Origin of the sequence: Vibrio makurazakiensis (assembly GCF_050337375.1) — a bacterium.
Classification (GTDB): domain Bacteria; phylum Pseudomonadota; class Gammaproteobacteria; order Enterobacterales; family Vibrionaceae; genus Vibrio; species Vibrio makurazakiensis.
On sequence record NZ_JAKJSW010000038.1, the window covers coordinates 12,104 to 31,374 of the forward strand.

Genomic DNA, 19,271 nt, shown 5'->3' on the forward strand with positions numbered 1-19,271 from the left:
CTTACGCACTTTTAGTGATTAAGACCACCGCTTCACAAGCGATGCCTTCTTTTCGGCCAGTAAAGCCTAAACGTTCAGTCGTTGTCGCTTTCACGTTTACATTCGCGACTGAAGTTTCTAAATCTTCTGCAATAGCTTGGCACATAGATTCAATGTGCGGTGCCATTTTAGGAGCTTGTGCCATGATTGTCACATCTGCATTCCCTAAAACATAGCCTTGCTCTTTTACTCTTCGGTACACATCTTTAAGCAGTTCTCGGCTATCAGCGCCCTTCCACTCATCGTCAGTATCAGGAAAGTGACGACCAATATCACCAGCAGCTATTGCCCCTAACAAAGCATCACATAAAGCATGTAATGCAACATCACCATCTGAGTGTGCGATTAACCCTTGCTCGTAAGGAACAGCTACACCACCAATAATAACAGGGCCTTCGCCACCGAATTTATGCACATCAAAACCATGACCAATACGAATCATTGTTCTTCCTTATTTTGACTTAAGTAAAACTCAGCTAAGGCTAAATCTTCTGGCTGAGTAATTTTAAAATTGTCTGAACGCCCTGTGACTAGCAATGGCGAATGACCTTTCCACTCCATTGCCGATGCTTCATCTGTTATTGCCACTTGATGTTCAAGAGCTTCTGCTAATGCATTATGCAGTGCCTGACTACGGAACATCTGCGGTGTTAAAGCGTGCCAAAGATTTACTCGGTCAACTGTAGTATCAATACTTTGAGCACCTTGGTTGCTAGGACTTCTTTGGGAAATACCACGCTTCATTGTATCTCGGACTGGAGACGCAAGAATGCCGCCGACTGGATGTACTATAGATTCTGAAATAAGTTTATCGACATCAGACAACTGAACGCACGGCCTAGCGGCATCGTGCACCATGACCCACTCACCGAGTTCGTGCTGCTGAACATAGTTCAAAGCGGACAGCACAGAGTCAGCTCGTTCACTTCCACCTTCAACTCGAATCACATCTGGGTTTTGGCTAATACCTAATTTAGGAAAATACGGGTCACCATCACTGATCGCGACAATAACCTTGCTCACCTGAGAGTGAGAAAGCAACTTATAAACGGTATGCTCAAGAATGGTTTGGGATTGAATCGTCAGGTACTGCTTTGGACGGTCTGCCTGCATTCGGCTTCCGACCCCAGCAGCAGGGACAATAGCAATAATGCTTTGAGAGTTTGGCTGCATTTAGTTAGATTCCTCGCCGATCAAACGATAGAAAGTTTCACCTTCTTTCACCATACCTAGTTCATGACGAGCACGCTCTTCAATGGCATCAAGCCCCTGTCGTAAGTCGTCAATTTCAGCGAACATTTCAGCATTCCTAGTGAGTAATTTTTCATTCACCAGCTGCTGGACTTCAATTTCATTGTTGACACTGTAGTAGTCTGAAATACCGTTTTTCCCTAGCCAAAGCTCAAATTGCAACCAGCTAAGAAGTATTATCAGCGCCAAAGCAAAAATTCGCATAACACCATTCGTACGTAGAAAGAAGAAACTAAAATTAGCTCCATATATACCATAATGTACTAACTGGTGCGAGAAGTGTGGCGGCTTACAAGCTATTGATTTCATCCCTATTCATTGTAAAAGGTGAGCTTTAGAACTTAGAGCTTCTTGAGCTCACTTTTCTCAAGACAAAAAAATGCCCCGCATTAGCGAGGCATTCAAAGCTTAGATTAACAATTCGCTAGGAATTATTGACCTTTAACTTCTTTAAGACCGTTGTAAGGAGCTTTAGAACCTAGAGCTTCTTCGATACGGATAAGTTGGTTGTACTTAGCAACACGGTCAGAACGGCTCATAGAACCAGTCTTGATTTGACCTGCAGCAGTACCTACCGCTAGGTCAGCGATAGTTGCGTCTTCAGTTTCGCCAGAACGGTGAGAGATTACTGCAGTGTAGCCAGCGTCTTTAGCCATCTTGATTGCAGCAAGAGTCTCAGTTAGAGAACCGATTTGGTTGAACTTGATAAGGATAGAGTTAGCTACGCCTTTCTCGATACCTTCAGCAAGAATCTTAGTGTTTGTAACGAATAGATCGTCACCAACGATTTGAAGCTTGTTACCTAGAAGTTCAGTTTGGTGCTTGAAGCCAGCCCAATCTGATTCGTCAAGACCGTCTTCGATAGATACGATTGGGAATTGGTTAGCTAGCTCAGCTAGGTAGTGGTTAAACTCTTCAGAAGTGAAAGTTTTACCTTCGCCTTTCATGTTGTAGATGCCAGCGTCTTTGTCGAAGAACTCAGATGCAGCACAGTCCATAGCAAGAGTAACGTCTTTACCAAGTTCGTAACCAGCAGCTGCAACAGCTTCTGCGATAACTTCTAGAGCTTCTGCGTTAGATTTAAGGTTTGGAGCGAAACCACCTTCATCACCAACTGCAGTGCTGTAGCCTTTAGACTTAAGAACTTTAGCTAGGTTGTGGAATACTTCAGCACCGATACGTAGAGCTTCTTTAAGAGTTTTAGCGCCAACTGGTTGGATCATGAACTCTTGGATGTCAACGTTGTTATCAGCGTGCTCACCACCGTTGATGATGTTCATCATTGGTAGAGGCATAGAGAACTGACCAGCAGTACCGTTTAGCTCAGCGATGTGCTCGTATAAAGGCATGCCTTTAGCAGCAGCAGCAGCTTTAGCGTTAGCTAGAGAAACAGCTAGGATAGCGTTCGCGCCAAACTTAGACTTGTTTTCAGTACCGTCTAGGTCAAGCATAATTTGGTCAACGTCAGCTTGCGCTTTAGCGTCAGTACCAAGTAGAGCTTCAGCGATTGCGCCGTTTACAGCTTCAACAGCTTTAAGAACACCTTTACCTAGGAAACGTGCTTTGTCGCCGTCACGTAGCTCAAGAGCTTCGCGAGAACCAGTAGATGCGCCAGATGGAGCAGCAGCCATACCTACGAAACCGCCTTCTAGGTGTACTTCAGCTTCTACAGTTGGGTTACCACGTGAATCGATGATTTCACGACCTAGAACTTTAACGATCTTAGACATTGAATGTTTCCTTCTCGTTGAATATATAAATGTCAAATTTAAAAGGTAGCAGCACAACTTACGCTACTACCTGTATTCCTTTTTACTTCTCTAATTCGCCGCGCTGGAATTCACCAGCGGCTTTAACAAAACCTGCAAACAATGGGTGACCATCGCGAGGTGTAGAAGTGAACTCTGGGTGGAATTGAGCCGCAACAAACCATGGGTGGTTCGGGTTCTCAATAACTTCTACCAGTTTCTTGTCTGCAGATAGGCCTGATACTTTTAAGCCTGCTTTTTCGATTTGCGGACGAAGATTGTTGTTCACTTCGTAACGGTGACGGTGACGTTCATGGATCGTCGCGCTACCGTATAGTTCGTATGCTTTAGTCCCTTTAGCAAGGTGACAAAGTTGCGAACCTAGGCGCATAGTACCACCTAGATCAGATTTTTCAGTACGTTCTTCAACTTTACCTTCGCCATCAATCCATTCAGTGATTAGGCCAACAACTGGGTATTTAGTTTCAGAGCAGAATTCAGAAGAGTGTGCGCCTTCCATCTTCGCTACGTTACGAGCGTACTCAATTAGAGCAACTTGCATACCTAGACAGATACCTAAGTAAGGTACTTTGTTTTCACGTGCGTATTGTGCAGCAAGGATCTTACCTTCAACACCACGATCACCAAAGCCACCAGGTACTAGGATTGCATCTAGGCCTTCTAATACTTCTACGCCTTTAGACTCAACATCTTGTGAGTCAACGTATTTAATTTTTACGCTTAAGCGGTTTTTCAAGCCAGCGTGCTTCAACGCTTCGTTAACTGATTTGTATGCATCTGGTAGTTCAATGTACTTACCAACCATACCAATCGTTACTTCACCCGTAGGGTTAGCTTCTTCGTAAATAACTTGTTCCCACTCAGACAAATCAGCTTCTGGTGCTGTAATGCCGAAACGCTTACAAACTAGCTCATCAGTACCTTGAGCTTTAATTAGCTGTGGGATTTTGTAGATTGAATCTACATCTTTCATTGAGATAACTGCTTTTTCTTGTACGTTACAGAAAAGAGCAATTTTCTTACGTTCGTTTGCAGGGATAACACGATCTGAACGGCAAACTAGGATATCAGGCTGAATACCAATCGACAGTAGCTCTTTAACTGAGTGCTGTGTTGGCTTAGTTTTCACTTCACCTGCAGCTGCAAGGTAAGGAACTAGAGTAAGGTGCATAAACATAGCACGCTCACGACCAAGTTCTACTGCTAGCTGACGAATCGCTTCCATGAACGGTAGAGATTCGATATCACCAACCGTACCACCAACTTCAACTAGCGCAATGTCATGACCTTCAGCGCCAGAGATTACACGCTCTTTGATAGAGTTAGTGATATGCGGGATAACCTGAATAGTTGCACCTAGGTAATCACCACGACGCTCTTTAGCTAAAACGTCTGAGTAAACACGACCTGCAGTGAAGTTGTTACGCTTAGTCATCTTGGTGCGAATGAATCGCTCATAGTGACCAAGGTCAAGGTCAGTTTCAGCGCCATCTTCCGTAACGAACACTTCACCGTGTTGAGTCGGGCTCATAGTGCCTGGATCAACGTTGATGTAAGGGTCAAGCTTCATCATAGTCACTTTAAGACCACGAGCTTCTAAAATAGCAGCCAACGATGCTGCTGCAATACCTTTACCTAGAGAGGATACAACCCCGCCAGTAACAAAAATGTAATTTGTCGTCATGTTTAACCTGAAATTGGTTGAATGAGGGAAATGGACTACTTCTGGACGGGATGAAAATATACCAGAAGCCCTTTATCGCCACAACGTGAAATCTATCACACTCGAAATTTTTATTTTTTGCTTCAAATCAATTCCGCGCTAAAGGGCAATTGCTCTTTTCTCATCGGACTTAACCTCACCCCACATGGAATCAAGCTCTTGAAGCGAAAAGTCGGTTAATTCTTTACCTTTTTCACTGACTTTTTTTTCAATTCCATTAAATCTTCTTGCGAATTTTAAGTTGGCTTTATTCAGCGCAGATTCTGGATTTTGACCTAAATGACGCACTAAGTTGACGGTTGCAAAGAGTAAATCACCTAATTCTTCTTCTACTAAAGCCTCATTAGGAGTCACTTGCAAAGCCTCTTCAAGTACTTCATCGACCTCTTCTAGTACCTTGTCAGCGACAGGACCAATTGAATCCCAATCAAAGCCATATTTTGCGACTTGCTTTTGAATTTTATTCGCACGTGAAAGAGCCGGTAGCGATTTTGGTATTGAGTCTAGAATACTTTGTTGAGTTTTTCCTGCTTGCGCTTTTTCTTTAGCTTTTTCCGCTTCCCAGTTCGCGTTAATTTCTTCATCACTAGAGAACTCTGCGTCAGAAAACACATGTGGGTGACGACGAGTCAGTTTTTCGTTAACGCCTTCAACGACGTCATCAAAATCAAACAGATCTTGCTCTTTTGCTAGCTGACTATAAAAAATAATTTGGAACAATAAGTCACCCAATTCTTCTTTTAAGTTTGGCCAATCTTTATTATGAATCGCGTCTACCACCTCATAGGTTTCTTCAATCGTATGCGGAACTATCGTGTCAAAGCTTTGCTTTAAGTCCCAAGGGCAGCCACTTTCTGGATCTCGCAACTTAACCATAATTTCTTTTAATTGTTCAATCGGCTGACTCATAAGACTTCTTCCCTATTCAATTTTTTGTTCTAACACTTGGTTTTAAATATAAAAAAGGTGAGCAGCCAAAACCACTCACCTTTGTTGATACTGTCTAATTCTCTAAATAATTGAAGCTGTAGCTAGGCGACAAGCAAGCGAGACTCCTGAGCATAGCTTGCCTATGTGATTGATTGAGCGAGTGCGCGCAGGCAACAACGCCATCAGCTTCAAGTATGACGAGAATTTTAGCCTAAGCGTTTTACGCTCATCACATCTTTAATTTGCTCAACACGACTAGACACCCGACTCAGCACTTCAATATTCGTTAGCTCTAGATCAAAGTCCATAACTGACATTTGGCGTTTGTAGTCGGTTCTGCTCTTCATCGTCGTCACTTTAATTTTCTCATTTGAAAATAGTGACGTAATGTCTTTAAGCAGTCCGCTGCGCTCAAGCGCTTCGACACGTAATGTCAGTATGTATGAACCAATAAAGCCACCGCCCCAAACGGTATCAATGATACGTTCTGGTGCGTGTAAGTTGAGTTCACCTAACTGCTCACAGTCCGCTCGGTGAACAGAGATACCACGACCTTGGGTTATATAACCCTTAATCTGATCTCCAGGGATTGGCTGACAACAACGCGCTAAGTGCGTCATTAGGTTATCAACGCCTTCTACTACAACGGCATCTTTTTGAGGGCGACTTTGCTGAACCGGCTTATTCTCTAGTTCTTGAAGCTTCTCTAGCGCTTTTTTATCTTCTTCTTCCGCTGTCGGCTTATTCACGAGAGCGTTGATGTGATTAACGACTTGGTTAATACGCAAGTCACCACTACCGATGCCCGCATAAAGCTCATCAGCAGTATTTACGTTAAAGCGCTTAATAGAATATTGCTCAGCATCTTTAAGCGTTGCGCCTATTTTGCTTAACTCAGCCTCTAAGATTTCACGACCTGCTTCGAGGTTTTTCTCGCGACTCTGTTGGCGGAACCAAGCGTTAATTTTCGCCCTTGCTCTGCCTGAGTGAACAAAACCTAGTGTTGGATTTAACCAATCACGTGATGGGTTTGGCTCTTTCTGAGTAATAATTTCGACTTGGTCGCCCATCGATAAGTGATGAGTGAAAGGTACAATTCTACCCGCTACTTTAGCGCCGATACAACGGTGACCAACCATCGAGTGAATATGGTAAGCAAAATCTAACGGCGTTGCGCCCATCGGTAGATCGACAACATCGCCACGCGGAGTGAATGCATAAACTCGATCATCAAAAACTTGGCTTCGAACTTCATCTAGCATTTCGCCAGAATCCGACATCTCTTCTTGCCAGTCGATAAGCTTACGTAGCCATGTGATTTTCTCGTCGTAACCACTACGCGCAGTCGATGCACCTTCTTTGTACTTCCAGTGCGCAGCGACCCCAAGTTCCGAATCTTCATGCATTTGCTTAGTACGGATTTGGATTTCAATGGTTTTACCTTCAGGCCCTAAAACAACGGTATGAATAGATTGGTAACCATTAGGCTTTGGGTTTGCGACGTAGTCATCAAACTCGCTAGGTAAATGTCTATATTTGGTGTGTACAACACCTAGCGCAGCGTAACAATCTTGTAATTGGTCAGCGATAATTCGCACTGCTCGCACATCAAAAAGCTCATCAAATGCTAAGCTCTTCTTCTGCATTTTTCGCCAGATACTGTAGATATGCTTAGGGCGTCCGCTTACTTCCGCGTTAATACTCGAACTTCCCATTTCAGAAGTTAGATCATCTACAAAATCAGTAATGTATTGCTCACGAACAACACGACGCTCAGATAACTGTTTTGCAATTTGTTTGTATGTTTCAGGCTGTTGATAACGGAAAGCGTAATCTTCGATTTCCCATTTAAGTTGGCCTATGCCTAAACGGTTTGCCAATGGCGCATAGATATTGGCACATTCTTTTGCTGCCGCTCTACGCACTTCATCAGGCGCTTTTTTGACTTCAATAAGGTTACAGATGCGTTCTGCAAGTTTGATAACAACGCAACGGAAGTCATCTACCATCGCCAGCAGCATGCGGCGAACGTTATCGACTTGACCAGAAGCTGCGCTACCTTCAAGTGTGACGTTCAGTTGGCCTAGCGCTGCCATTTCTTCTACGCCATCAATCAACTTGATGATCTCTTTGCCGTAGTTTTCTTCAAATAGCTCACGTTCAAACGAGCCGCTAGAAACGACTGGGAACAACTGCGCCGCAACCAGCGTTGCTTGGTCCATCGATAATGTAACAAGAATTTCGATCATCTCACGACCACGCCACAACAATAATGTGGCATGTTCATGGTTCACCAAAAGCTCTTCACAATGACGATAAACTTTTGTCAGCTTTTTAGATGTCTTTGCATCTTGGTTTAGAGAGGTAATCCAACTCTCTAATTCAAATTCTTCGCTTGGGTTTAAATGTGCGCTTCTTACCGCAACCATCTCATCTTCCTAGTTCTTATGTTTATACCCAAATCAGTATGACTAACCGATTCCAAGTTAGTTCTCTTCATACTGATGATATGACTGTTTCGCCATACTTTGTTTGTTGCTTAGCCTTGACGTCTTTATTTATTAATTTTGACAAACAGTGCCATTGATTCAAGGTGGCTAGTATGTGGAAACATATCTAACATTCCCAGCTTTGTAAGCTGGTAACCTTGCTTTATAAGACTTTCACTGTCTCTCGCTAGGGTAGCAGGATTACATGAAACATAAACCACACTCTGAGCGCCTAACCCAGAAATTTGATCTACGATCCCAGTTGCTCCAGCTCTAGCAGGGTCAAGCAACACTTTATCAAACTTCTCTTTTGCCCAGACCTGAGTAGAAAACTCTTCTTCTAGGTTTGCTTGATAAAATTCAACGTTACTCAAATCATTCAGTTTAGCGTTGGCTGTCGCCTGTTGTACCATTTCGTCAACGCCTTCAACACCCACAACATGCTGTGCTTTTTTTGCTAACGGTAAACTGAAGTTCCCCAAACCACAGAACAAGTCGAGAACTCGCTCACCTTCACTCGGATCAAGCCATTCAATAGCTTGATCCACCATTTTTTGGTTCACTTGCTGGTTCACTTGAATGAAGTGGCTTGGCGAAAATGGTAGCTTCACTCCGACTTCACTGTAGCTCGGCTCTTCACCAGTAATCAGCACAAGCTGATCATTCTCTGGCATTGAGTAAAGTGTTGAGTTTGATGCCTTTGCAAGGTCAATCAGCCCTTGAACTTCAGTGTCTGCTAATGGCTTCAGGTGTCGTAATACAATCACGGGGCCAGTATCTCCAAGAACAAGCTCAACATGTCCTAACGAAGTTTGGTTTGTGAAAGTATTCAGTAAACTTTTCAGTTTCGGTAACAGCGCATTTAAGCTTGGCTCAAGCACAGCACAGTCGGTAATGTTCTCAATCTGTTTGCTTTGTTTTTTTCGGAAACCAAACTGTAGCTTCTGTGTTTTTTTATCAACAAACAAACTAATACGAGCGCGGCGGCGGTAGCCTTTCTCGGCCCCCGTCACAGCTTCCACTAATTCAGTTTGTTTTGATGTATACAGGTTCATTAGGTGCTCAAGCGACTGACCTTTATGGGAAAGTTGCGACGCATAATCTAAGTGCTGTAAATGACATCCACCACATTGATTGAAGTGCGGGCAGAATGGCTCAATGCGTTTTTCGCTTGGCTTTAAAAGCTTGATCAGCTTAGCGCGAGCAAATTTACTTTTACTCTCAGTTAATTGAATTACAACTTGCTCACCCGGTAGCGCACCATCAATAAAAACAGGCTTTTTATTTTGGTGTGCGATACCAGCACCATTGTGATCCATACGTTCAACCAAAACCGATTGATGCTTGGTCTCGAATTGAGTTTTCTTTTTTGGTTGAAAAAAACGTGCCATTGCTTGTGCCTAAAATGTCTATCAAGTAGTAATTTTTATCCAAGAATCCCTAATCTGTCTTGGAATCATTGTCGAATGAAGCGGCTTTGATTAAGCTAGTTGCTCATATTAACCGCCTTTGTGCCGTTATTTTCCCATATCCAGACCTCGATGTAATTAAAGAACATGACCAGATATGGCTTACGAGCCCGCGTAATTACCTTAACTCTAGCTCCAACCCTTATTATTGGGCTGTTGTTGAGCGCATTTTTCTCATTTAATCGCTATCAAGACTTAGAAGGTCAGGTGATCAATACTGGTACGAGTATTATCGAACCACTCGCGATTGCCAGTGAATCAGGTATGAAGCTTGAAAGCCGAGAATCCGTTCGCCAACTGATCAGCTATGCACATCGTAAGAACTCTAAGTTAGTCAGAAGTATCGCTGTTTTCGACGAACGCCACGAACTTTTTGTTACGTCAAACTTTCACCCCGATTTCGAAAGTTTAACTTACCCTAAAAATCAACCGATCCCGCACTTGGGCTCTTCTCTCTTAGTCGATAACACCTTAATTTTACGCACTCCGATCATTGCTGAAGGCCAGTACATCAACTCAGCAAATGGTCAGTCTCAGTCGAATCAAGCGGTTGGCTATATTGCAATAGAGCTAGATCTATCGTCATTACGCTTGCAGCAGTACCAAGAAGTTTTTTCTGCCTTTCTGGTATTGGTATTAGGCTTAGGTCTTTCAGCCGTGTTTGCTTTTCGCTTAATGCATGATGTAACCCAACCTATCACTCATATGAAGAATATGGTGGATCGAATTCGACGTGGTCACTTAGATGTTCGTATCGAAGGGAAAATGCATGGTGAGTTAGACTCGCTGAAAAACGGTATCAATGCGATGGCTGTGTCTTTGTCTGAATATCACGTTGAAATGCAGCACAGTATCGATCAGGCAACATCCGATTTACGTGAAACACTCGAACAACTAGAAATTCAAAACGTTGAGTTAGATATTGCGAAAAAACGTGCACAAGAAGCCGCGCGTGTTAAATCTGAATTCTTAGCCAACATGTCTCACGAGTTAAGAACTCCGCTCAATGGCGTAATTGGTTTTACTCGTCAAATGCTCAAGACTCAGTTATCAAATAGCCAAACCGATTATCTGCAAACCATCGAAAAATCTGCGAACAATCTACTCAGCATCATCAATGATATTCTAGATTTCTCGAAACTAGAGGCAGGCAAGCTTGCACTAGAAAACATCCCATTCGAATTCCTCGAAAGCTTAGAAGAAGTGGTTAGCCTTCAGGCAACCAGTGCACATGAAAAAGGCTTAGAGCTAACACTTAAGGTCGATCCAAAAATCCCACCAGGATTAGTTGGCGATCCACTGCGTATTCAACAGATCCTCACCAACCTTGTCGGTAACTCAATTAAGTTTACTGAACGCGGTAATATCGATATCAGCGTTGAGCTGCGTTCTCAAACAGAAGATGCAATTGAACTTCAATTCATGGTTCGTGATACCGGTATTGGTATTTCAGAGCGTCAACAAGCACAGTTATTCCAGGCCTTCAGCCAAGCTGATGCCAGCATTTCACGTCGTTACGGTGGTACAGGCTTAGGTCTCGTTATCACACAGAAACTCGTGGGACAAATGGGTGGCGAGATAAGCCTAACCAGTCGTCTGCACCAAGGATCTACTTTCTGGTTTACACTGCGTTTGTCAGCGACCGACATGCCAATGATTGAGACAGTCGATACCCAACAATTACAGGGTAAACAGCTGCTCTTGATAGAACCAAACATGCAAGCTGCATCGATTACACAGCAGCTTCTAACTCAAGAAGGTTTGGTTGTCACTTATCGTTCGGTTATGCCAGAAGAGAATACGCAATACGATTATGTGCTGCTTAACCTAACGGCTAACCAAGAGTATGAACTGGACACTGTGACTGGCTGGGTAAACCGAGCTCATGAAGCATCGGCGAATGTCATTGTCGGTACACCAAGTACTGAATTAGCACTCGGTGAACAACTGCTAAACACATTAGATGTCCAGTGCCTCACTAAACCATTGTCACGTAAAAAATTACTACACACATTAATGTCTAACCAGACACCTGCTCTATTGCCACCAGCATTAGTTACTCACTCAGAAGAAAAGCTTCCTCTGAAAATAATGGCGGTAGATGACAACCCAGCCAACCTCAAGTTGATCACAGCCCTACTGCAAGAGCGTGTCGAAACAGTTGTAGGATGCACCAATGGACAAAAGGCGATAGATAAAGCGAAAGAGTCGCACTTTGATGTGATCTTCATGGATATTCAAATGCCACAAATGGATGGTGTCACCGCTTGTGAGCATATTAAATCACTTGAAAACAACCGTCATACACCTGTGATTGCAGTTACTGCACACGCGATGACAGGGGAAAGGGATCGCCTACTCGATGCGGGTATGGATGACTATTTAACGAAACCTATAGAAGAGCATGTGCTACAGCAGGTTTTGATGCACTGGAACCCAAATGCTCCACAAGACCAAATCGATAAAATTGCGCCAGAACACCCCGCTGTCGATGCTCCTGAAATAGCCGAACCAGTTATTAGTGAGCACAAGAACATCATCATTGACTGGCAAGCCGCATTGAAACAAGCAGCAAACAAAGAAGACTTAGCTCGCGATATGCTTCAGATGTTAGTCGATTTCATACCGGAAGTTTACGAAGTCACAGAGAAAGCGATTGAGGAAGATGACTACTCTATTGAAGAACTCATTCATGTGATCCACAAATGCATGGAAGCAGTTCATACAGTGGCGTCCCTAGACTCAAATCAATTTGTGCAACTCTAGAAAAAGAGCTGCGTTCTGGTACCTCAATTGAAGATATCGAACCAGAACTATTTGAACTTCAAGATGAGCTCGATAAAGTGAAAGCTACAGCAGTCCATTATCTAAACTAGCTGTAAACCCCGCGTCTCTCTGATAAAAAGTCCTTCCAGAGAGGCGCTTGTTACAATTGTGCCGACATCATTGCAAGATCACTGTAGAAGTAATAATTATTCTTACCATGCTCTTTCACGTGATACATAGCTTGATCAGCCTGATGAATGATTGTTTCAATTTCAATACCGTTCAAAGCTCCCAAACTAATACCAATACTGGCTCCGACCCTCACTCTCTGTAGATCGACAAGTTCAATATCTTGTTCAGCCATCCTAATAAGATCAGCAGCGTATGTATGTAAGCACTCTTCTTTATTACTTTGTAGAGGAATAAAGACTGCGAACTCATCTCCTCCCATTCTGCCAACCTCTGCCTTCTTCCCCATGACCTCCGAAAACCGGTTAGCAATGGTTGATAAAGTTAGGTCTCCAGCAGAATGCCCATACTGGTCATTAATGGCTTTGAACCCATCAAGGTCAATCACGAATACTGCGAGATAAGGCACTTTAAGGTTTACGATAAACTGTTCACAGCCTAAACGATTCTTTAGCCCTGTTAAGCCATCATATTGAGCTAAATTCCGATAATGTTGTTCCATCTCTTCAATTTTCATTCTTAGCACTTTTTCTCGGTGCAAGGCACTATTTGTCGACTCAACGAACTGGTTGATACTACGTACGACCAGCCCTATTTCATTATCTTCATTCTTCGATTGTTCTTTGATTTTTTGGGCTTTGCCCGGTGTCACTTCAGCCAAATCATTAGCCAGTTTAGTGAGTGGCGTACCTATAATTTTTTTGACCATGATGAGAAGTACAATGAATACAACGGCAAGCTGAATAAAAAGGAAAGTGATTTGGTAAAGCAACTCCTCGATTGTCTGATCTTTAATAACTTGGAGATCATCGTGTAAAAATATATGGCCAATGATTGAGTCATCAACTGGGGACTTTAAAGCAAATGGTCGAGCCAAATGCCAATACTGAGCTTCATTTTTAACAAACTTACTTTCTTCAAACTCAACGCCATCAGCTCCCACTAAACGCGCTGCTCTGATTTCTTTATGCAAAATTAAAGAGTCGAGCACTTCTCTCGCAATTTGTTCATTATGGGCATACAAGGCAATAGCCGCCGAATTAGAGACCGTCAACACTAGCTTACGCTGAAGATCAAGATGATGAGTTGTGAGTTTATCAATTCCATTTGTGGACATAACAACTATAGCTACGGACATATAAGCCAAAGCGCTAATCGCGACGACTACAAGTAATCTATTTGAGAGAGAGTGCCGTAATTTAATCATGGATAACCATCACCACCTTCAATTCATCGCCAATAGGCTTGTCCCTAACATACCCGACGAAACTGGGGTTATTAAGCAGGTACTTGGTGAGTTCATCATACCCCTCAAGCGATTGAAGCGGAGGCACCCGTCCAGAGAAGTGGAGCTTCGCCCAATAGGCATCTATCTGATTAATCGACATATTGGATATATAGTTAAAGAACTCCGAACGTAATTCACCAGCCCGATCGATAGCATGGATCTCTTCACCAGTATCTGTTGCACGCTTGCGCCCAAGGTACAAAGCGGTAAGATCTTTCTTTGATATATGTTCAACCTGGCTATCAGGACTCATCACAACATAGATCTCTGAAAGGCAGTTAGGGCTCATTAGTAGGCAAAATGCCAAAATAAATACTTTCATCATTCCCCCACTAAAAAATAAAATTCAAAGATAACGTATACAGCTGTAATGATGTTTTTGATTGATGTAATGAAGTATCACTCACCCATAAGCCATAACCATTTTCAGCAATGGATATAAAATCCGCTTGCGCTTTAAGTGCAATGTTTTTCATCACATCCCAGCGGATACCGACTGAAATAGTATCTTGTTCTACTCGGGTACTGTTTAGTCCAGAAATGGCAGTAGACTGAACAGTATCTAACCCAAAAGCAGACCAGCTTGCTTCAGGCGTCAAGGCATCAATATCTGGGTGGAACATTGCTAGGATGGAATATGGGGTCCAGCTGTCCCAATAATAGGAGATATTGAGATAGCCACCGATCCCCGAAGGTAAGGCAGGGTTATTGGATTCAGACGCAATGGAAACAAATTCAGAGGCTAACAGCCATTTTCCAGTGAAGTACTCCAAGCCAAGCTGAGAATAATAGAACTCTTCCCCTTCAATGGTCATAAGCTGACTGTATTTCTCAGCTTCAGCTCCAACAGCACCACCAACTTGTGACGTAGTATTCAGCACAGTTCGTAATTGTTGAGCTTCTGCGGTGACGTCAACATCAAAACTGCCAATTCTCAGTACAGCAGCACGAGCCCTCCAACTCCCTGTTAAGTACTTAACAGAAAGCCCCAAGGTTTCACGGCCTTTCGATGAAATAGACTCACCTTGCACTGAGGCATAAGATGATTGAACAGCGCCATACTGTGCACCTAAGTACCACTCTGAGTCAGGGGTATATATCGAAAATAGAAAATCTACGCCATCTAGAGCTTGCATGGCAATCCAGCCATAAACTTCTTGAGGGGGACGTACCCAGTTGTGACCATAATCGATATTACGTGTCGTCGTTGCCCAAAATGCATCGAGCCCAAGGCGCCCGGTTCTTATCTCTAAATCGCTCGTTGGGCGATAAGCGACGAAGCCAAGAGTAAATGCATCAGATAATCTATCACTTGCGTTGTCTTTCGCTACAACCTGAGTGGTAAAGCGCCAGTCCTCATCCATCAGGTAATCAAATTGAAGCCCTAATCTGCTATCACTAAGCCACTGCCCATCATCATTAATATCAGACTGATGAGATAAGTCGCGTAGGAAGCCAATGTCCTCCTCATTTTCGTAGCTGTAAGCAACAGTACCAAAACCAGACACAACAACATTTCCGGCAAAGACATTGGGAGAGAAAAGAAAAAAGACTGAAAGATAAAGTACCCACAGAAACTTCAACGTCATTAAGTCGCATCCTCGAAAAAGGCTATGGCGAGCTAACAGCGTGGCACGTGGTAATAGATGATTAATGCGAGGTGGTACGGTGCTCAGTTAACTCAAGCTGTACCTTTAATACTAGGACTCAAGTAGCACAGTCGCCACTGCATAGTGACGTTCATCTGAAATTGTTAAGTGAATAGAGCGGACATCGAGATCTGCTGCTATTTGGGAAGCTTTATTGTGAAGGGTAAGTATTGGCTTGCCTTTGTCATCATTATTTATGACAAAGTCATGAAATGTCACCCCTAGAGCGATGCCAGTTCCAAGGGCTTTAGAGGCCGCTTCTTTAGCTGCAAAACGCTTAGCTAAATAGCGACCTTTTTGTTTTAACTGTTGGAAGACTTGATACTCCGACTCGGATAAAATCCTCTCGGCAAACGCATCACCGCTTCGGCTTAACGCTTTCTCTACTCGCTCAATTTCAGCGATATCAGTACCTAGTCCTACAACAGCCATTTTTTACCTTTATTACTCACTAAAGTGATAATCGATTATGCGTTACTACGTGCGTGTTCCATGATAGCTTTCATATCTGCTACTGACTTATCTAAGCCGTCAAATACTGCACGCCCCATGATAGAGTGACCGATATTTAGCTCATAGATTTCAGGAAGTGCAGCAATCGGTGCAACGTTATGATACGTCAAGCCGTGACCAGCATTTACGGTAATACCAAGGTCATTAGCGTAGCTTGCGCCAGCAGCAATCTTCTTAAGCTCGTCTTGTTGATCTTCTTCTGTTTTCGCTTCTGCATAATGGCCAGTGTGAAGTTCAATAAACGGTGCACCACATGCTTTTGAAGCATCAATTTGTTCACGATCGGCATCAATAAACAAAGAAACTTTAATACCCGCTTCAGACAGTATTTTCGTCGCTGCTTTGATCTTTTCAAGCTGCCCAACAACGTCCAAACCACCTTCAGTCGTTAGCTCTTCACGCTTCTCTGGAACTAGGCAAACAAACTCAGGTTTAGTTTCTAGAGCAATACCAACCATTTCATCGGTTACTGCCATTTCTAGGTTCATACGAGTTTGAATCGTTTCAGCCAAAATACGAACATCACGATCTAGGATATGACGACGGTCTTCACGTAGGTGAATGGTAATGCCATCAGCACCAGCTCGTTCTGCAATTTCAGCTGCATGAACTGGATCTGGGTATTTAGTACCACGCGCATTACGTAACGTTGCGATGTGATCGATATTGACGCCTAAAAGGATTGAGCTCATTTTCCAACACTCCGTGCTCTGGGAAGACCTGCCCTAGGTAGGAACAGTTCTCTACTTTTTAATGGTTTGCCGCCAAGATACGGCTTTAATGCTATGCGTGTAAAGCGTTTTGCCGCTTTTAACTGCTCTTTAGTGATAAAGCGACGTTCACTGATTGCTATCAATTCATCGCCCATAAACGTAAGGTTATCTCGTCTAACTGAAGCAATGAAACCTTTCTGCTCACGATAGCGATAAGTCATTGTCGGATCGATAGGTTCGCCTGTTCCAGCGCAGTGCAAAAAGTCCACGCCATAACCCATTGATGACAACATCGCGAGTTCAAAACGACGTAAAGCGGGTTCAGGGTTGTCATTGTGTGCCAGTTCAGTTAACGCATGAAGGTAGTCATGAAAAAGAGCGGGCATTGGTACTTCCGCCATCAATATTCTACCAATCAACTCATTTACATACATGGCGGAATAAAGGTTAATTCCCGTCAAAGGCAGCCCTAAACTAATGGGCTCAGCTTGACGTAGAGTTTTCATAGAGCTATTGCCAGACCACTTCAATAATAAAGGCGTGAAAGGCTGTAACGCTCCTTTCAAATTGGATCGCTTGCTACGAGCACCTTTAGACATCAGCGTAACTCGACCAAACTCTTCGCTAAATACATCGAGGATCAGGCTCGTTTCACTGTATGGTCGACGGTGCAACACAAAGCACCGCTGTAACCCATCACTCAATTCATTACCCTTATTCAGATACAAAAAGAGAGAGCTAACGCTCCCTCTAATACTATTTCACAATCAAGACCCCAACTCAATTCACCTAACTTTGAACTGAGCTATTGCCAATTAAGACTGTGCTTATAGATCATCGATGTAACCAAGTGAACGTAGTGCACGCTCATCATCAGCCCAACCAGATTTAACTTTAACCCAAGTTTCTAGGTAAACCTTACGACCGAATAACTCTTCCATATCGATACGCGCTTCACGACCAATAGTTTTGATCTTTTCGCCCGCTTTACCAATAACCATCTTCTTCTGACCAGTACGCTCAACAAGAATTAGGGCATTAATATGGAAACCATCGTTATCTGGGTTGTAATCAAAACGTTCAATTTCAACCGTTACTGAATACGGCAGCTCTTCACCTGTGAATCGCATTAGCTTTTCACGAATGATTTCAGAAGCCATAAAGCGCTGTGAACGATCCGTCACATACTCTTCAGGGAAGTGGTGCGTTGCTTGAGGAAGGTTATCGCGTACATGTTTACGTAGTACATCGATGTTCTTACCTTGCTTCGCTGAAATTGGCACGACATCAAGGAAATCCATCTTCTTAGAGACTTCCATCATGTGTTGCATTACGTCAGTACGGTCTTGAACGTTATCAACTTTGTTTATACAAAGTACTACTGGGAAATCTGTTTTTCTCAGCTTGTTAAGAACCATTTCATCATCTTCAGTCCAGTGAGTACCGTCAACAAGGAAAAATACTAGGTTCACATCACTCAAAGAGCTGTTTGCAGCGCGGTTCATCAAACGGTTAATTGCACGCTTTTCTTCAATATGAAGTCCAGGAGTGTCAACATAAATCGCTTGGTAATCACCCTCAGTTTCAACACCCATAATACGGTGACGTGTTGTCTGTGGCTTACGCGATGTAATTGAGATCTTCTGACCCAGAATATGGTTCAAAAGAGTCGATTTACCTACGTTTGGACGACCAACGATCGCGATAAAACCACAGTGTTGGTTTTCCGGTAGGCTAGGTTTTTTGCTATCTGATGCAAAAAATGCATCGATATCGAATTCTTGGTTGTTATCAGACATTGCTTAGTCGCTCTAATGCTGTTTCAGCGGCCGCTTGTTCTGCCTTGCGGCGGCTAGTGCCTTTACCGATAACAGGTTTATCCACACCTGCCACTTCACACTCAACCGTAAACTCTTGGTTGTGTGCTTCACCTTTAATATTAGTCACTGTGTAAACAGGCAGTGGATTTCTTCGACCTTGTAAAAACTCTTGTAGGCGAGTTTTCGGATCTTTCTGAGAAACACCAGGCTGAATAGACTCTAGGCGAGATTGGTACCAGCTTAAAATAGTGCGTCGAACAACTTCAGTATCGCTATCTAAATAGACAGCACCGATAATTGCTTCGACAGCATCAGCTAGAATAGAATCACGGCGGAAACCACCACTTTTCAACTCACCTGGACCTAATTTTAAGTAATCTCCTAGTGCGAATTCACGACCTAGTTCTGCCAATGTATGGCCACGTACTAACGTTGCACGCATGCGGCTCATATCACCTTCGTTAATTTTAGGGAAACGATGGTATAGATCATCAGCGATAACAAAACTTAAAATTGAATCGCCCAGAAATTCAAGACGTTCGTTATGTTTACCCGCAGCGCTGCGGTGAGTCAGCGCTAAGTGTATGAGATCGGCATCATTAAACTGATAACCGATCTTTCTCTCTAGTTTATCTATTGGAGAATTCATGCTCTCTCGATGTG

Annotated in this window: 16 protein-coding genes and 1 pseudogene; 1 reads left to right on the forward strand and 16 read right to left on the reverse strand. The window is 43.2% G+C overall.

The window, feature by feature from the left end; all coding sequences use genetic code 11:
• Position 1: 1 nt before the first annotated feature.
• The 8 genes from ispF to rlmD all read right to left on the reverse strand — a co-directional run bounded on the left by ispF (position 2) and on the right by rlmD (position 9,592).
• The gene (ispF, locus tag L4C33_RS06365) at positions 2-481 is read right to left on the reverse strand and encodes a 2-C-methyl-D-erythritol 2,4-cyclodiphosphate synthase (protein ID WP_428811602.1); all 480 of its coding nucleotides are present in this window, start codon (positions 479-481) and stop codon (positions 2-4) included.
• Positions 478-1,212, reverse strand: coding sequence for a 2-C-methyl-D-erythritol 4-phosphate cytidylyltransferase (gene ispD / locus L4C33_RS06370; RefSeq protein WP_428811603.1), 735 nt, complete (start codon positions 1,210-1,212; stop codon positions 478-480). Before ispD ends, ispF begins: the two co-directional genes overlap by 4 nt.
• Positions 1,213-1,494, reverse strand: a complete 282-nt coding sequence (gene ftsB, locus L4C33_RS06375; protein WP_428811617.1) for a cell division protein FtsB — start codon at positions 1,492-1,494, stop codon at positions 1,213-1,215.
• A gap of 227 nt (positions 1,495-1,721) precedes the next feature.
• Positions 1,722-3,020: a phosphopyruvate hydratase gene (eno, locus tag L4C33_RS06380; RefSeq protein WP_428811604.1), complete on the reverse strand. Its 1,299-nt coding sequence runs from the start codon at positions 3,018-3,020 to the stop codon at positions 1,722-1,724.
• Positions 3,021-3,102: 82 nt separating this feature from the next.
• Positions 3,103-4,743 (reverse strand): CTP synthase, encoded by a 1,641-nt coding sequence (pyrG, locus tag L4C33_RS06385; protein ID WP_428811605.1) that lies wholly within the window; start codon positions 4,741-4,743, stop codon positions 3,103-3,105.
• A gap of 138 nt (positions 4,744-4,881) precedes the next feature.
• The gene (gene mazG / locus L4C33_RS06390) at positions 4,882-5,691 is read right to left on the reverse strand and encodes a nucleoside triphosphate pyrophosphohydrolase (protein ID WP_428811606.1); all 810 of its coding nucleotides are present in this window, start codon (positions 5,689-5,691) and stop codon (positions 4,882-4,884) included.
• A gap of 227 nt (positions 5,692-5,918) precedes the next feature.
• Positions 5,919-8,141 (reverse strand): GTP diphosphokinase, encoded by a 2,223-nt coding sequence (relA, locus tag L4C33_RS06395; protein WP_428811607.1) that lies wholly within the window; start codon positions 8,139-8,141, stop codon positions 5,919-5,921.
• A gap of 125 nt (positions 8,142-8,266) precedes the next feature.
• On the reverse strand, positions 8,267-9,592 hold the full coding sequence (gene rlmD, locus L4C33_RS06400) for a 23S rRNA (uracil(1939)-C(5))-methyltransferase RlmD (protein WP_428811608.1): 1,326 nt from the start codon (positions 9,590-9,592) through the stop codon (positions 8,267-8,269).
• 165 nt (positions 9,593-9,757) lie between these two features.
• Here rlmD and barA point away from each other — a divergent pair.
• Positions 9,758-12,546: pseudogene (barA, locus tag L4C33_RS06405) on the forward strand (two-component sensor histidine kinase BarA).
• A gap of 50 nt (positions 12,547-12,596) precedes the next feature.
• Here the strand turns inward: barA and L4C33_RS06410 are convergent.
• From L4C33_RS06410 to rnc, 8 genes are all read right to left on the reverse strand, one after another.
• Positions 12,597-13,742, reverse strand: coding sequence for a diguanylate cyclase domain-containing protein (locus L4C33_RS06410; RefSeq protein ID WP_428811609.1), 1,146 nt, complete (start codon positions 13,740-13,742; stop codon positions 12,597-12,599).
• A gap of 82 nt (positions 13,743-13,824) precedes the next feature.
• Positions 13,825-14,202, reverse strand: a complete 378-nt coding sequence (locus tag L4C33_RS06415) for a hypothetical protein (protein WP_428811610.1) — start codon at positions 14,200-14,202, stop codon at positions 13,825-13,827.
• Between the two features lie 43 nt (positions 14,203-14,245).
• A complete protein-coding gene (locus L4C33_RS06420; RefSeq protein ID WP_428811611.1) occupies positions 14,246-15,502 on the reverse strand; it encodes a hypothetical protein in 1,257 nt (418 codons plus the stop codon).
• 111 nt (positions 15,503-15,613) lie between these two features.
• Positions 15,614-15,994 (reverse strand): holo-ACP synthase, encoded by a 381-nt coding sequence (gene acpS / locus L4C33_RS06425; protein ID WP_428811612.1) that lies wholly within the window; start codon positions 15,992-15,994, stop codon positions 15,614-15,616.
• Between the two features lie 35 nt (positions 15,995-16,029).
• Positions 16,030-16,767: a pyridoxine 5'-phosphate synthase gene (pdxJ, locus tag L4C33_RS06430; protein ID WP_428811613.1), complete on the reverse strand. Its 738-nt coding sequence runs from the start codon at positions 16,765-16,767 to the stop codon at positions 16,030-16,032.
• Entirely contained in the window at positions 16,764-17,492 is a 729-nt protein-coding gene (gene recO / locus L4C33_RS06435) for a DNA repair protein RecO (protein WP_428811614.1), read from the reverse strand. The genes pdxJ and recO overlap by 4 nt, the downstream gene beginning before the upstream one ends.
• A gap of 123 nt (positions 17,493-17,615) precedes the next feature.
• Positions 17,616-18,587: a GTPase Era gene (era, locus tag L4C33_RS06440; protein ID WP_428811615.1), complete on the reverse strand. Its 972-nt coding sequence runs from the start codon at positions 18,585-18,587 to the stop codon at positions 17,616-17,618.
• Positions 18,580-19,257: a ribonuclease III gene (gene rnc / locus L4C33_RS06445; RefSeq protein WP_428811618.1), complete on the reverse strand. Its 678-nt coding sequence runs from the start codon at positions 19,255-19,257 to the stop codon at positions 18,580-18,582. The genes era and rnc overlap by 8 nt, the downstream gene beginning before the upstream one ends.
• Positions 19,258-19,271: the final 14 nt, after the last annotated feature.

Bases quoted from the DNA above. Each gene is read 5' to 3' on its own strand.
- ispF (WP_428811602.1), bottom strand. From the start codon at position 481: ATGATTCGTATTGGTCATGGTTTTGATGTGCATAAATTCGGTGGCGAA.
- pdxJ (WP_428811613.1), bottom strand. From the start codon at position 16,767: ATGAGCTCAATCCTTTTAGGCGTCAATATCGATCACATCGCAACGTTA.
- acpS (WP_428811612.1), bottom strand. From the start codon at position 15,994: ATGGCTGTTGTAGGACTAGGTACTGATATCGCTGAAATTGAGCGAGTA.
- era (WP_428811615.1), bottom strand. From the start codon at position 18,587: ATGTCTGATAACAACCAAGAATTCGATATCGATGCATTTTTTGCATCA.
- L4C33_RS06415 (WP_428811610.1), bottom strand. From the start codon at position 14,202: ATGAGCCCTAACTGCCTTTCAGAGATCTATGTTGTGATGAGTCCTGAT.
- rlmD (WP_428811608.1), bottom strand. From the start codon at position 9,592: ATGGCACGTTTTTTTCAACCAAAAAAGAAAACTCAATTCGAGACCAAG.
- pyrG (WP_428811605.1), bottom strand. From the start codon at position 4,743: ATGACGACAAATTACATTTTTGTTACTGGCGGGGTTGTATCCTCTCTA.
- mazG (WP_428811606.1), bottom strand. From the start codon at position 5,691: ATGAGTCAGCCGATTGAACAATTAAAAGAAATTATGGTTAAGTTGCGA.
- eno (WP_428811604.1), bottom strand. From the start codon at position 3,020: ATGTCTAAGATCGTTAAAGTTCTAGGTCGTGAAATCATCGATTCACGT.
- L4C33_RS06410 (WP_428811609.1), bottom strand. From the start codon at position 13,742: ATGTCCACAAATGGAATTGATAAACTCACAACTCATCATCTTGATCTT.
- ftsB (WP_428811617.1), bottom strand. From the start codon at position 1,494: ATGCGAATTTTTGCTTTGGCGCTGATAATACTTCTTAGCTGGTTGCAA.
- ispD (WP_428811603.1), bottom strand. From the start codon at position 1,212: ATGCAGCCAAACTCTCAAAGCATTATTGCTATTGTCCCTGCTGCTGGG.
- L4C33_RS06420 (WP_428811611.1), bottom strand. From the start codon at position 15,502: ATGACGTTGAAGTTTCTGTGGGTACTTTATCTTTCAGTCTTTTTTCTT.
- rnc (WP_428811618.1), bottom strand. From the start codon at position 19,257: ATGAATTCTCCAATAGATAAACTAGAGAGAAAGATCGGTTATCAGTTT.
- relA (WP_428811607.1), bottom strand. From the start codon at position 8,141: ATGGTTGCGGTAAGAAGCGCACATTTAAACCCAAGCGAAGAATTTGAA.